General features: G+C 73.7%; 10 protein-coding genes and 1 pseudogene. 7 read left to right on the top strand and 4 right to left on the bottom strand.

Going from position 1 to position 13,849, the window contains the following annotated elements:
- Nucleotides 1–85 precede the first annotated feature (85 nt).
- The 3 genes from pheS (at nt 86) to ACWCXX_RS22380 (ending at nt 5,537) form a co-directional block, all read left to right on the top strand.
- Nucleotides 86–1,213 carry a phenylalanine--tRNA ligase subunit alpha gene (gene pheS / locus ACWCXX_RS22370; RefSeq protein WP_451129805.1) on the top strand — a complete coding sequence of 376 codons (1,128 nt, stop codon included), beginning with the start codon at nt 86–88 and terminating at the stop codon, nt 1,211–1,213.
- Entirely contained in the window at nt 1,213–3,723 is a 2,511-nt protein-coding gene (pheT, locus tag ACWCXX_RS22375) for a phenylalanine--tRNA ligase subunit beta (RefSeq protein WP_451129807.1), read from the top strand. Before pheS ends, pheT begins: the two co-directional genes overlap by 1 nt.
- Before the next feature lie 464 nt (nt 3,724–4,187).
- Nucleotides 4,188–5,537, top strand: a complete 1,350-nt coding sequence (locus ACWCXX_RS22380) for a transcriptional regulator (protein ID WP_451129809.1) — start codon at nt 4,188–4,190, stop codon at nt 5,535–5,537.
- 109 nt (nt 5,538–5,646) lie between these two features.
- Here the strand turns inward: ACWCXX_RS22380 and ACWCXX_RS22385 are convergent, their stop codons facing one another.
- The gene (locus ACWCXX_RS22385; RefSeq protein ID WP_451129811.1) at nt 5,647–6,507 is read right to left on the bottom strand and encodes a 3-hydroxybutyryl-CoA dehydrogenase; all 861 of its coding nucleotides are present in this window, start codon (nt 6,505–6,507) and stop codon (nt 5,647–5,649) included.
- A gap of 198 nt (nt 6,508–6,705) precedes the next feature.
- Here ACWCXX_RS22385 and ACWCXX_RS22390 point away from each other — a divergent pair, with 198 nt between their 5' ends.
- Nucleotides 6,706–8,025, top strand: a complete 1,320-nt coding sequence (locus tag ACWCXX_RS22390) for a glycoside hydrolase family 10 protein (RefSeq protein ID WP_451129813.1) — start codon at nt 6,706–6,708, stop codon at nt 8,023–8,025.
- 161 nt (nt 8,026–8,186) lie between these two features.
- On the opposite strand, the gene ACWCXX_RS22395 is transcribed toward ACWCXX_RS22390, so the two are convergent.
- Both ACWCXX_RS22395 and ACWCXX_RS22400 read right to left on the bottom strand, forming a co-directional pair.
- Nucleotides 8,187–8,387, bottom strand: a complete 201-nt coding sequence (locus ACWCXX_RS22395) for a DUF1918 domain-containing protein (RefSeq protein ID WP_451129815.1) — start codon at nt 8,385–8,387, stop codon at nt 8,187–8,189.
- A 97-nt stretch (nt 8,388–8,484) separates the two neighbouring features.
- Nucleotides 8,485–9,417, bottom strand: a pseudogene (locus ACWCXX_RS22400) (DMT family transporter); the annotation flags it as partial.
- Here ACWCXX_RS22400 and ACWCXX_RS22405 point away from each other — a divergent pair.
- The 3 genes from ACWCXX_RS22405 to ACWCXX_RS22415 all read left to right on the top strand — a co-directional run bounded on the left by ACWCXX_RS22405 (nt 9,416) and on the right by ACWCXX_RS22415 (nt 12,899).
- On the top strand, nt 9,416–10,885 hold the full coding sequence (locus ACWCXX_RS22405; protein WP_451129817.1) for an aminotransferase-like domain-containing protein: 1,470 nt from the start codon (nt 9,416–9,418) through the stop codon (nt 10,883–10,885). The pseudogene ACWCXX_RS22400 and the gene ACWCXX_RS22405 sit on opposite strands and share 2 nt — an antisense overlap.
- 184 nt (nt 10,886–11,069) lie before the next feature.
- The gene (locus ACWCXX_RS22410; protein ID WP_451129819.1) at nt 11,070–11,645 is read left to right on the top strand and encodes a histidine phosphatase family protein; all 576 of its coding nucleotides are present in this window, start codon (nt 11,070–11,072) and stop codon (nt 11,643–11,645) included.
- A gap of 102 nt (nt 11,646–11,747) precedes the next feature.
- On the top strand, nt 11,748–12,899 hold the full coding sequence (locus ACWCXX_RS22415; protein WP_451129821.1) for a serine hydrolase domain-containing protein: 1,152 nt from the start codon (nt 11,748–11,750) through the stop codon (nt 12,897–12,899).
- A gap of 148 nt (nt 12,900–13,047) precedes the next feature.
- Here ACWCXX_RS22415 and ACWCXX_RS22420 read toward each other — a convergent pair whose 3' ends face one another.
- Nucleotides 13,048–13,788: a Clp protease N-terminal domain-containing protein gene (locus ACWCXX_RS22420; RefSeq protein ID WP_451129823.1), complete on the bottom strand. Its 741-nt coding sequence runs from the start codon at nt 13,786–13,788 to the stop codon at nt 13,048–13,050.
- Between the last annotated feature and the right edge of the window lie 61 nt (nt 13,789–13,849).

Below are 13,849 nucleotides of genomic sequence, written 5' to 3' on the forward strand. Positions count from 1 at the left end.
CCGCCTGTCGTCGAGCAGCCGGGCCGCGGGGTCCGGGGCGTCCCCGGTTCAGAGCATCACCAGCCAATCGGAAGCACGGGAAGAGATGTCGGCACCGAACAAGTCGTACGACCCAGTCGAGGTCGAGGCACTGAAACCGGAAGAGATCGAGCGCATGCGGGACGAGGCGGTCGCCGCCTTCGCCGCCGCCGGTGACCTCGACGCGCTCGCCCAGGCGAAGACCGCGCACACCGGTGGCACCTCGCCCCTCGCACTCGCCAACCGCGAGATCGGCGCACTGCCGCCGCAGGCCAAGGCCGAGGCGGGCAAGCGCGTGGGCCAGGCCCGCGGCGCCGTGAACAAGGCCCTCGCCGCCCGCCAGGCGGAGCTGGAGGCCGAGCGGGACGCCCGCGTGCTGGTCGAGGAGGCGGTGGACGTCACGCTGCCCTACGACCGCACCCCGGCCGGTGCCCGCCACCCGCTGACGACCTTCATGGAGCGCGTCGCGGACGTCTTCGTGGCCATGGGCTACGAGGTCGCCGAGGGCCCCGAGGCCGAGGCGGAGTGGTTCAACTTCGACGCCCTGAACTTCGTGCCCGACCACCCGGCCCGGCAGATGCAGGACACCTTCTTCGTGCAGGGCGCCGACGGCGCGAAGACCGACGAGTCCGGTGTCGTGCTGCGCACCCACACCTCGCCCGTCCAGGCCCGCACCCTGCTCGACCGCGAGCCCCCGGTCTACGTGGTCTGCCCCGGCCGTGTCTACCGCACCGACGAGCTCGACGCGACGCACACCCCGGTCTTCCACCAGATCGAGCTGCTGGCCGTCGACGAGGGCCTCACCATGGCCGACCTCAAGGGCACCCTCGACCACATGGTCCGCGCGCTCTTCGGCCCGGACATGAAGACCCGGCTGCGGCCGAACTTCTTCCCGTTCACCGAGCCGTCCGCCGAGATGGACATGGTCTGCTACGTCTGCCGCGGCGCGTCCGTCGGCAACCCGGACCGCCCCTGCCGCACCTGCGGCAGCGAGGGCTGGATCGAGCTCGGCGGCTGCGGCATGGTCAACCCCAAGGTGCTCGTCGCCTGCGGCGTGGACCCCCAGAAGTACAGCGGATTCGCCTTCGGGTTCGGCATCGAGCGGATGCTGATGTTCCGCCACAACGTAGAAGACATGCGAGACATGGTCGAGGGTGACGTCCGGTTCACCCGGCCGTTCGGGATGGAGATCTGATGCGGGTCCCGCTTTCCTGGCTGCGGGAGTACGTCGACCTGCCGGCGACGGAGACCGGCCGGGACGTACAGGCCAAGCTCATCGGCGTGGGGCTGGAGGTCGAGACCGTCGAGCAGATCGGCGCCGGCCTCAAGGGCCCGCTGGTCGTCGGACAGGTGCTGACCATCGAGGAGCTGGAGGGCTTCAAGAAGCCCATCCGCTTCTGCACGGTCGACGTCGGCGACGCCAACGGCACCGGTGAGCCGCAGGAGATCGTCTGCGGCGCCCGCAACTTCGCCGTCGGCGACAAGGTCGTCGTGGTCCTGCCGGGCGCCGTCCTGCCCGGCGACTTCGCGATCTCCGCGCGCAAGACCTACGGCAAGACCTCGCACGGCATGATCTGCTCCACCGACGAGCTCGGCATGGGCGACGACGGCACGCACGGCATCATCGTGCTGCCGCCGGAGCACGAGGCCGGCACCGACGCGATCGAGCTGCTCCAGCTCGTCGACGAGGTCCTCGACATCGCCGTCACGCCCGACCGCGGCTACTGCCTCTCCATGCGCGGCGTCGCCCGCGAGACCGCCATCGCGTACGGGCTGCCGCTGCGCGACCCGGCGCTCCTCGACGTGCCCGCGCCGAACGCCTTCGGCTACCCGGTCAAGGTCGCCGACCCGCTCGGCTGCGACAAGTTCACCGCGCGCACCGTCGTCGGCCTGCAGTCCGAGGCCCGTTCCCCGATCTGGCTGCAGCGCAGGCTGCAGAAGGCCGGGATGCGCCCGATCTCGCTCGCCGTCGACATCACCAACTACGTGATGCTGGAGCTCGGCCAGCCGCTGCACGCCTACGACCGCACCCGCATCCAGGGAGCGATCGGGGTGCGCCGGGCCCAGCAGGGCGAGAAGCTCACCACCCTCGACGGCACGGTCCGCGTCCTGGACGCCGAGGACCTGGTCATCACCGACGACCGCGGCCCGATCGGCCTCGCGGGCGTCATGGGCGGCGCCAACACCGAGATCGCGGACCTCCAGGAAGGCGCCGGCACCACCGAGGTCGTCATCGAGGCCGCGCACTTCGACGCGATCTCGATCGCCCGGACCGCGCGCCGCCACAAGCTGTCCTCCGAGGCGTCCAAGCGCTTCGAGCGCGGCGCCGACCCGCAGGCCGCGGCAGCCGCCGCCCAGCGCACAGTCGACCTGCTGGTGCTGCTGGCCGGCGGCACCGCCGAGAACGGCGTCACCGAGTTCAGCGCACCCTCCGCGCCCCGCACCATCGCGATGCCGGCGAACCACCCCGACCGGGTGGCCGGTGTCGAGTACGGCCGCGAGACCGTCGTACGCCGCCTCCAGGAGGTCGGCTGCGACGTCTACGGGCAGGACGAGCTGATCGTCACCGTGCCGTCCTGGCGCCCCGACCTCAGCGAGCCGAACGACCTCGCCGAAGAGGTCATCCGGCTGGAGGGCTACGAGAACCTCCCGTCCACCCTCCCGACGCCGCCCTCCGGCCGCGGGCTCACCGACCGCCAGCGGCTGCACCGCAGGATCGGCCGGGCGCTCGCCGGAGCCGGTTACGTCGAGGCGCTGAACTACCCGTTCATCGGCGACGCCGTCCTCGACCGGCTCGGACTCGAGGCCGACGACGCCCGCCGCCGCACCGTCAAGATCGTCAACCCGCTCTCCGACGAGGAACCGGCGCTGCGCACCACGCTGCTGCCGGGCCTGCTCGGCGCACTGCGGCGCAACGACGGCCGCGGCAGCCACGACCTCGCGCTCTTCGAGACCGGCCTGGTCTTCAGGCCGACCGGCACCGAGACGAAGGCCGTACGGCTGCCCGTCGACCGCCGTCCCACCGACGAGGAGATCGCCGGGCTCGACGCCTCGCTGCCGCGTCAGCCGCGCCGCGCCGCCGTCGTCCTCGCGGGCGCCCGCGAGCAGGCCGGCTGGTGGGGCAAGGGCCGCCCGGCCGACTGGGCGGACTCCGTCGAGGCCGCCCGCACGATCGCCCGCGAGGCCGGTGTCGAGGTGACCGTCCGCAGCGACCGGCACGCGCCGTGGCACCCCGGCCGCTGCGCCGCGCTGTACGTCACGGTCGACGGCGAGGAGACCCTCTTCGGGCACGCCGGCGAGCTGCACCCGCGGGTCGTCAAGGAGCTCCACCTGCCCGAGCGCACCTGCGCCATGGAGGTCGAGCTCGACGTCCTGGAGCAGGCCGTCGACGGCGTGCTCCGGGCACCCCGGATCTCCACCTTCCCGGTGGCGACCCAGGACGTCGCGCTGGTCGTCGCGAAGGACGTCCCGGCCGCCGACGTCGAGCGGGCGCTGCACGACGGTGCGGGTGAACTCCTCGAATCGGTACGGCTGTTCGACGTCTTCATCGGCGAGCAGATCGGCGAGGGTCGCAAGTCGCTGGCGTACGCGCTGCGGTTCCGCGCCGCGGACCGCACGCTGACCGTCGAGGAGGCCACGGCCGCGCGCGACGCCGCCGTGGCGCTGGCCGCCGAGCGCACGGGCGCGGTGCTGCGGGGCGCCTGACGGGAAACGGCCGCACGGCCCCCCGCCGCCGGGCGGTCCGGCGGCGGGGGGCGCCGCACAGCTGTGAGGAGGGGCGCATCCGACCGGATGCGCCCCTCCTGCGTGCTCGCCGGGCGGCACATCGCACCCGGGCCCCGGCGCGGCCCGGGGAGGACCCGGCCCCGTGCCGACCCCGTAGCCACCCTCCGATCCGTGGGCAGTGGGTCGTGCGATCCGGCGCCGTCCGCGCTGCCACGGAGTGTTGGGCAGGTCGGCAGGACGGACGGCGCGGGTGTGGGCCGTCGTACTGTACGAGGGGGAGCAGACGGCCCGTCCGCCTCTTGCGAGGCGACTGATTCAACCGACCCGCGCACCGGCGCGACAGGGTGCGCAGCGGGACGGTTCGGGCATTCCGTTCACACCCCGTGTGAATCGTGCTCCACTGGTGCGACACGTCTCGACGTGCCGAACCACCGGAGGGGCACATGGGAGCGACGGAGCCCAACATTCTGCTGGCGGCCCTGATCGAGGAAGCGGGCGTCTCCCGGGCGGGCCTCGCCGCGCACGTCAACCGGGCCGGCGGCTCCCGCGGGCTCCCGCTGCGGTACGAACACACCGCGGTGGCCCGCTGGCTGAAGGGGCAGCGCCCGCGCGGCCAGGTGCCGGACCTGATCTGCGAAGTGCTCGGGAAGCGCCTGGGCCGGTCCGTCTCGCTGGACGACATAGGAATGGCGGAGGCGGGCACCGGGGCGCCCGTGCCCGGCGCCACGCTCACCGGATTCGTCGAACGGACCACCGCGCTGTGGCGCTCGGACGAACCGGGACGCCCGCACCCGCCCGCCCCGTCCGCCGTCACGGGAACCGCGGCGGTGATGCCCGTCTGGGAGTGGGAGAACCCGCCCGAGGACGCCGACGTCTCCCGCGAGGGCCCGGTCCGCGTCGGCGCGGCCGACCTGGTGGCCCTGCGCGCGGCCCGTACCCACTACGAGCTGATGTACCGCAGGGCGGGCGGAATAGTGACCAGGCCCCGGGTAGCCGGTTTCCTGAACTCCGTGGCCGCCCCGCTGCTGCGCGGCGGCCACGACGACGCCACGGGCCGTCGGCTGTACCGGGCGGCGGGCGGGCTGGTCGCGGTGGCGGGGATCTGCGCGTACGACTGCGACCTGCACGGCCTCGCCCAGCGCCACTTCCACCAGGCGCTGAGGCTGGCCAAGGCGAGCGGGGACCGGGGGTGCGGCGGCTATGCGATCGCCCTGCTGGTCAACCAGTCGCTGTTCCTCGGCGAGTACCGGCAGTCCGTCGCCTTCGCGCAGGCGGCGCTGCGGGCCGCCGGGGGACGCCTCGGCCCCGCGCTCGCCGCCGACCTGTACGCGATGCAGGCCAAGGCGTACGCCCGCCTCGGCGACGCGGGCGGCGCCAGGGAGTGCATCCGGCGCGCGGGGACGGAGGCCGCGCGCATGAGGCCGGGGCAGGAGCCGGCCGAGGCGGGATACGTCCAGCCGGGCCTGGTCGACGTGCAGGTGGCCGAGGCGCTGCTCTGCCTCGGCGACCTGGTGGGGGCCGGGGAGCACGCGGCGGCGGCCGTACGGTCCCCGGCGCACGACCGGGGCCGGGTGCAGCGGCTGGCCGTGCTGGCCCAGGTCGAACTGTGCCGGGGCGAGGCGGACCGGGCGGCGGCCACGGCGCTGGAGATGGCGGAGCGGGCCGGGGGCATGGAGTCACGGCGGCTGCGCGACCGGCTGCGCGCCGTGCGCGAGGGCCTGGCCGCGAGCGGCAGCGCCGAGGCGGGGCGGGCCGCCGAACTGATCGACGGGGCCCTGTGCGTACCGCTGTGACCCCGGGTGCGCCCTCCGTCCGCCGGGCGCTGCGGGACGGGGTTGGAGAAGCGGACGGGGCCGGCCGGGGGATCGCCCCGGCCGGCCCCGTCGGGCACAGAGGTGAGGATCAGGAGTACGGGTAGAAGCCCGACCCCGTCTTGCGGCCGAGCCGGCCCGCGTCGACCATGCGCTGGAGCAGCGGCGGAGCGGCGTACAGCGGCTCCTTGAACTCCGCGTACATCGAGTCGGCGACCGAGGCCACCGTGTCGAGCCCGATCAGGTCGGAGAGCTTGAGCGGACCCATCGGGTGGGCGCAGCCGAGCTCCATGCCGTTGTCGATGTCCTCGCGGCTGGCGATCCCCGACTCGAACATCCGGATCGCGGAGAGCAGATACGGAATCAGCAGCGCGTTGACGACGAAGCCGGAGCGGTCCTGGGCACGGATCGGGTGCTTGCCGAGGACGTCCTGCACCAGCGCCTCGGAGCGCTTGATCGTCTCGTCGGACGTCGTCAGCGCGGGGATCAGCTCGACGAGCTTCTGCACCGGCGCCGGGTTGAAGAAGTGGATGCCGATGACCCGGTCCGGGCGGGAGGTCGCCACGGCCAGCTTCACCAGCGGGATGGAGGAGGTGTTCGAGGCGAGGATCGCGTCCTGCCGGGTCACCACCTGGTCGAGTACCTGGAAGATCTCGGTCTTGACCTGTTCGTTCTCCACGACGGCCTCGATGACGAGATCGCGGTCGGCGAACTCCCCGAGGTCGGTGGTGAAGCTCAGACGGGCGAGTGTCCCGTCGCGCTCCTCCGGAGTGATCTTGCCGCGTTCGGCGGCCTTCGAGAGGGAGTTGTGCAACCGGGTGCGGCCGATCTCCAGCGCCTCACCGGTGGTCTCGGCCACCAGGACCTCGAGACCGCTGCGGGCGCACACTTCCGCGATGCCCGCGCCCATCTGGCCACAGCCCACCACTCCGACGCGTGCAATGTCGGCCATAGAGTCCGTCACCTCGTGCCTTTCGCTGTTCTCCGTGTCGCAGGTTCCCGTCTGATTCCGGTGCCCGCCCCGACCCCACGACGTTACTCCGCGTCCTACGGGTCATCGTGGGCCGGGGCGGGCATGCTCTGCGTTACGCCCGAATACGGGGGCGACGGACGATGGCGACGATGCCAGAGAGACGGCAGGTGCAACGAAATGCGGCAAATGGCCAGAAGAGGCTTTGTGGCGGGTGCGGCCGGGGTGGTCGCGGGTGTGATGGGCGGTGTCGCCGCGGCGGGCGACGCCTTCGCGGGCCCGTCCCGGGGAACGGGTGATTCCTCCGGTTCCCCCGCCGCCCCGTCCGGCGGTCCCGGAGCGCCGGAGCAGGCGGGCCGTCGCCGTGTCGCCCGCCGCGAGCTGCGCGGCATGTGGATCGCCACCGTCGCCAACATCGACTGGCCCTCGGCGCCGGGCCTGACGGCGGCCGCCCAGCGGGCCGAGCTGATCGCGTACCTCGACGAGGCCGTCGAGCGGCGGCTGAACACCGTGATCCTGCAGGTGCGGCCGACCGCCGACGCGCTGTGGCCCTCGCCCTACGAGCCGTGGGCCCAGTACCTCACCGGCGTCCAGGGCAAGGACCCCGGCTGGGACCCGCTGGGCACCGCCGTCCGCGAGGCGCACCGCCGCGGCCTGGAGCTGCACGCCTGGTTCAACCCGTACCGGGTCGCCAACCACACCGACCCGTCCCGGCTGGCGCCCGCCCACCCGGCCAGGGTGCATCCCGACTGGGTGCTGCCGTACGGCGGGAAGCTCTACTACAACCCGGGAATCCCCGAGGTCCGCCGCTTCGTCCAGGACGCCATGCTCGACGCGGTCCGCCGCTACGACATCGACGCGGTGCACTGGGACGACTACTTCTACCCGTACCCGGTGGCGGGGCAGGTCTTCGACGACGACGCCACGTACCAGAAGTACGGCGCGGGCTTCCCGGACAAGGCCGCCTGGCGGCGGGACAACACCGACCGGCTGGTGCGGGAGACCGCCGAGCGGATCAAGCAGATCAAGAAGAACGTCCAGTTCGGGATCAGCCCGTTCGGCGTGTGGCGCAACGCCGCCACCGACCCGCTCGGCTCCGACACGAAGGCCGGGGTGCAGACCTACGACGACCTGTACGCCGACACCCGCGGCTGGGTCCGGAAGGGCTGGATCGACTACATCTGCCCGCAGATCTACTGGAACATCGGCTTCGCCGCCGCCGACTACGCCAAGCTGCTGCCCTGGTGGGCCGAGACGGTCCGGGGCACGGGCGTCGACCTGTTCGTGGGGGAGGCGCTCTACAAGGCGGGCGACCCCGCCCAGCCGGCCGCCTGGCAGGACCCGGCCGAACTCTCCCGGCACATCGACTTCGCCGCCGGCCACGACCAGGTGCGCGGCCACGTCTACTTCTCGGGGAAGAACGTGGTGAACGACCCGATCGGGGCCATGGACCGGGTGGTGGCCGACCACTACCAGAACCGGGCCCGCCCGCCCCGCTGACCCGCGCCGCCCCGCGGGCAGTACGTGCCCACCCCGCCGACAGCAGAGGCGGGGTGGGCACGACGGGCGCCCCGGCCGGGCCGTCGGAGAACCGGCGGGCCCTACCGGGGCGCCCGGGGGCGAAGAACAGTGCCGGCCACCGGAGGCCGCTACGGAGTCTCCTAGGCCTGCTTCCGGGGGGCGGTGTGCTGTACGACGCTGTCGGGACCGGGTGAAATCAGGTGCTCATGTCCGTCCTCGAAGCGGACGCGGTACGGGGGAGTGCCCCCGGCCCCGAGCACTTCGACGATCTCTGCGACCCTGTCGTGCTGCCCCACGGTCCTGCCGTGTGTCAGCAGCCGGTCGCCCGCGTGTGCCTCCATCGCGACTGACCTCCTCACGGGTGGCGGTCCATGTCGACAAGTCTATGTCCGAAAGGCGACTTCGCCCGGTGGAGGGCGACGGCCCTCGGCGCGGGCGCCGGTCCCGCCCCGCCCGCTGGGTGACCGCGATGCAGCCGAGCACCGCGAGCGCCGCCACCGGCGCCGCCGCCGAGACCTCCTCGCCCAGCAGGAAGAACGACCACACCAGGGTCAGCAGCGGCTGCGCGAGCTGGAGCTGGCTGGCCCTCGGCACCCCGATCTCCGCCATCCCCCGGTACCAGACGTACAGGCCGAGGAACGTCGACACGGCCGCCACCCAGACCAGGCCGATCACCCCGTGCGCGGACAGCCGCACCGGCTCCGACGGCAACGCGACCGCCGCCCCGGCCACCGCGAGGGGCAGGCAGAACACCAGCGCCCAGCCGACCACCTGCCACCCCGGCATGATCCGGGCCAGCCTGCCTCCCTCCGTGTACCCCGCCGCGCACACCAGCAGCGCGCCGAACAGGTAGGGATCGCCGCCGGACGGCGCCCCGCCGCTCTCCCGCACGGTGAACGCGATCACCACGGCGGCCCCGGCGAGTGCCGCGATCCAGAAGGAGCGGGGCGGCCGTGCCCCGGTGCGCAGCGAGGAGAAAACCGCGGTGGTCAGCGGCAGCAGCCCCACCACCACGGCCGCGTGCGAGGTCGTCGAGGTCTGCAGCGCCAGCGTGGTCAGGAGCGGGAAGCCGACCACCACACCGGCGGCGACGACGAGGAGCCCGGCCAGGTGCCGCCGGTCCGGCAGCGGGACGCCTCCCGCCAGCAGCGCGCTGCCCGCGATCGCGGCGGCGAGCAGGGTGCGCAGCGCCACCAGGGACCAGGGGCCGAAGCTCTCCAGACCCCAGGCCGTGGACGGAAAGGTCAGCGAGAAGGCGACCACGCCGAGTCCGGCGAGCACCGTACCGCCGCGGTTCGAGGTGCGGACCGCGGCCTCCGGGGGCTCGACCGCTATCGCGGCGCTGTGGGTAGCGCTATCTTTGGCTCTCATGCAAGAGCGTAGCAGCGTCGCCGAACTGGCTGATTCACTCCGCAGTGAACTGAATCGCTACTCGATCGGTGGAAAGCTCCCGTCGAGTCGAGCCCTGGTGGAACGCTTCCGGGTCAGCCCGGTGACCGTCTCCCGGGCCATCGCCCGGCTCGCCGCCGAGGGCCTCGTGGTCACCCGGCCCGGCTCCGGCGCCTTCCGGGCGCAGCCCCGTGACGAGGTGCCCCCGGCGGGGGACACCTCCTGGCAGGAGGTGTCCCTCAGCGGTGACGGCGGCCCCGAGGTGGTGCCGCGCACCGTCGACGCCTCCGGGGTCCTGGTCACGCTCGCCGCCCCGCCGCCCGGAGTGATCGAGCTGAACGGCGGCTACCTCCACTCCTCCCTCCGGCCGGAGCGGGCGCTCGGCGCCGCCCTCGGGCGGGCGGGCCGCCGCCCCGGGGCCTGGGACAGGCCGCCCGTCGACGGGCTGACCGAACTGCGGGCCTGGTTCGCCCGGGAGATCGGGCCCGCGTTCGGTGCCGCCGACGTCATCGTCACGGCGGGCGGTCAGAGCGCCCTGGCCACCGCGCTGCGAGCCCTCGCCCCGCCCGGCGCCCCGGTCCTGGTCGAGTCGCCCACCTACCCCGGCATGCTGGCGGTAGCCCGTGCCGCCGGACTGCGACCGGTGCCGGTGCCGGTGGACCGCGACGGCGTCCGCCCGGAACTGCTCGCCGCCGCGTTCCGGGCCACCGGCGCCCGGGTCTTCGTCTGCCAGCCGCTCTTCCAGAACCCGACCGGCGCGGTCCTGGCCCCCGGGCGACGCGCCGAGGTCGTCCGGATCGCCCGCGCGGCGGGGGCCTTCGTCGTCGAGGACGACTTCGCCCGCCGCCTGGTCCACGACGACGCGGGGCCGCTGCCCGAGCCCCTGGCCGCCGACGACCCGGACGGCGTGGTCGTCCACGTCCGCTCCCTCACCAAGATCGCCTCGCCGAGCCTGCGGGTGGGGGCGCTCGCCGCCCGCGGGCCGGTGCTCGGCCGGCTGCGGGCCATCCAGGTCGTCGACAGCTTCTTCGTCCCCCGCCCGCTCCAGGAGGCCGCGCTCGAACTCGTGGGCTCCCCGGCCTGGGGCCACCATCTGCGGTCCGTGTCGGCCGGGCTGCGCGACCGGCGCAACGCCATGACGACGGCCCTGGGCCTGGAGCTGCCCGGCCTCGTGCTCCCGCACGTCCCCGCGGGCGGCGGCAGCCTGTGGCTGCGTCTGCCGGAGACGGAGGCGGGCACGGACGAGTCCGCGGTGGTCGCGGCGGCCCTGCGCGCGGGTGTCGCCGTCGCCCCGGGCCGCCCGTACTTCTGCGCGGAACCCCCCTCCCCGCACATCCGGTTGAGCTTCGCCGCGGTCACCGGCGCGGCCGAGATCGCCGAGGGCGTCCGCCGACTGCGCACCGCCTGCGACGAGATCCTGCCCGGCACCGTGAGCGGCCCCCGGTCCTGACGGGACACGGGGCGGGAGCGGGAGGGCGGATCCCGGCACCGGAGATGGTCAACTCGCTTGCAGGGTAGGCGACTTCAAGCCATCGGAGCGAGGGTGGCCCCGAGGCGGCTCCGGGCGGCCCGGCGCCGGTTGACCCGCGTAGACCCTCTTGACCCGCGCGGCGTTCGGCCCCACGATCACCGCCATGACTTCTCGAGTCTCGCTCGTTGCCGCGGCGCGTGGCTCCGCGCTGCTCGCCGAGCGCTTCGACGACGACCGGCCGCTCGACCAGGCGGGCTGGCACGAGGTCCAGCTCGCCGCGCACGCCCTGATGCCCCTGGGCGCCGCCGAGTTGCGCTACTGCTCGCCCACCCCGCGCAGCCGCGCCACCGGGGACGCGCTCGGCTTCGCCCCGCTCGTCCAGCCGGCCCTGCGCGACTGCGACATGGGCCGCTGGCGCGGGTACACCCTCGCCGACATCACGGCATGCGAACCGGCGGCGGTCGACGCCTGGCTCGCGGACCCGCGCTCCGCCCCGCACGGCGGGGAACCGCTGCTCGCGTTCATCTCGCGGATAGGGGGCTGGCTGGACACCCGCCCCGCGTGCGACGGGGCCATCGTCGCCGTCGCCGAACCCGCGGTGGTCCGGGCCGCACTCGTCTACGCGCTCAAGGCCCCGCCCTCGACGTACTGGAACGTGGACGTCGGACCGCTCTCCACGGTCACGCTCACCGGTGTGCCGGGTCGCTGGACCCTCCGCCTCGAAGCGGGAGCCCGCTGACCGGCCGGCTCCGCCGGGCAGGAGTCTTCCCGTCGGTCCGACCGGTCGGTACGTTGCGTGCCCAGGGCATCCGACGGGCGCGTCCGGGCGAGGGGGGTCACCGTGCCGCAGATCCACGGCCAGTGCGACGACCGTTTTTCCGCGGTACGGGCCGCGTTCGAGGAAAATTTTCGGGAGCGCGGCGAGTTGGGCGCGGCCGTCACCGTACTGATCGCCGGGAGGCCCGTGGTCGATCTCTGGGGCGGCTGGGCCGACGGCGCCCGCACCCGCCCCTGGGAACGGGAGACGCTGGTCAACGTCTGGTCCACGACCAAAGGTCCGACCGCGCTGTGCGCCCACGTCCTCGCCGACCGGGGCCTGCTGGACCTCGACGCGCCGGTCGCCGCGTACTGGCCGGAATTCGCCGCGGCGGGCAAGGAGTCCGTGCTCGTGCGCCATCTGCTCTCGCACCGTGCGGGACTGGCCGGCCTGCGCGAACCGCACACCCTGGCCGAGCTCTACGACTGGGACCTGACCACCGCCCGGCCGGCGGCGACCGAACCCTGGTGGGAGCCCGGTACTCGCTCCGGGTACCACGCCCTCACTCATGGGTTTCTGGTGGGCGAGGTGGTCCGGCGGATCACCGGCCTGCTGCCGGGGGAGTTCCTCCGGCGGGAGGTGACCGGCCCGCTCGGCATCGACTTCACGATCGGGCTCCCCGAGAAGGAGGCGGGCAGGGTCGCCGAACTCGTCGTCCCGAGGACCGACGCACGCGCGCACTCCGCGCTCTTCGCGCGGATGCCGCCCCTGGGCGCCGCGTCGCTGCTCAATCCGCCGACGGGCGCGGCCGTCGCCAACACTCCGCAGTGGCGGGCCGCGGAGATCCCCGCGGCCAACGGGCACGGCACCGCCCGCGCCGTCGCCGCGCTGTACGGGATCCTCGCCGGCCGGGGGACCCGGGACGGCCGAAGGATCCTCTCCGCGGCGACGGCCGAGCGAGTCCGTGAGGGGCAGGAGGTCTGCCGGGACCTGGTGCTCGGCGCGGGGCTCGGCCGTGACACGGAGATCGCCCTGGGGCTCTGGCTGAGCGGCCCCGAGGGCTCGTACGGGCCCAACCCGCGAGCCTTCGGCCACGACGGCGCCGGTGGCTCCTGCGGCCTGGCCGACCCCGAGGCCGACCTCGCCCTCGGGTACGTGATGAACCGGATGGGGCCGAGGATCTCGGACGACCCCCGCAGGACGGCCCTGGTCGAGGCGGTGTACGGGGCGCTCTGACCGTACGGGGCGGTGCCCGGCGGCGGCCCGCGGCGGGAGGTGCGCCCCTCGCTGCGGACCGCCGGGCGCCCGGACGCCCCGGGTGTGCCGTGTCGCCGGCACACCCGGGGCGCAGGGACGCTCATGCCTTCCGGGTCGCCTTTCCGGCTCACGCCTCCTTGGGAGAGACGGAGATGAGGGCGAGGGCCTCGGTGATGGCCGTTTCGGCGGTCGCCTTGTCGACACCGAGACCGGTCAGCACGCCCTCGCCGTCCTCCTGCTCCAGCAGGGCGAGCAGGATGTGCTCGGTCCCGACGAAGTTGTGGCCCATCCGCAGTGCCTCCCGGAACGTCAGTTCCAGCGCCTTGCGGGCCCCGGCGTCGTACGGGATGAGGTCCGGCACCTCGTCGACCGGGCCGGGCAGCGCCTCGGTCGCGGCCCGGCGGATGTCCTCCGCGGTGACGCCCTGGGCCTTGATGAACGCGGCGCCCAGCCCCTCCGGCTCGCTGAGCAGCCCCAGGACGAGGTGCTCGGGGCGGATCTCGTCGTTGCGCGCTTCGCGGGCCTCGTTCTGCGCGGCCATCACCACGTTCCTGGCCCGCGGGGTGAAGCGGCTGAAGCCCTGGCTGGGGTCGAGGTCCGAGATTTCTCCCGGGTCCTTGGCGACGAACCGCTTCTGGGCCGCCTGCCTGGTCACCCCCATGCTCTTGCCGATCTCCGTCCAGGAGGCGCCCGAGCGCCGGGCCTGGTCCACGAAGTGCCCGATCAGGTGGTCGGCCACGTCGCCGAGGTGGTCCGCGGCGATGACGGCGTCGGCGAGCTGGTCGAGGGCGTCGGTGTGCACCTTCTTGATGGCCTCGATCAGGTCGTCGAGGCGTACGGGGTTGCTCATGCGTACGGGATTCTCCATGTGTCAACCGTAAGTTGACAGTGCGCAGGTGTCAACTGTCGGTTGACATTCCATGGGAGGC

The organism is Streptomyces sp. NPDC001732 (assembly GCF_053596315.1).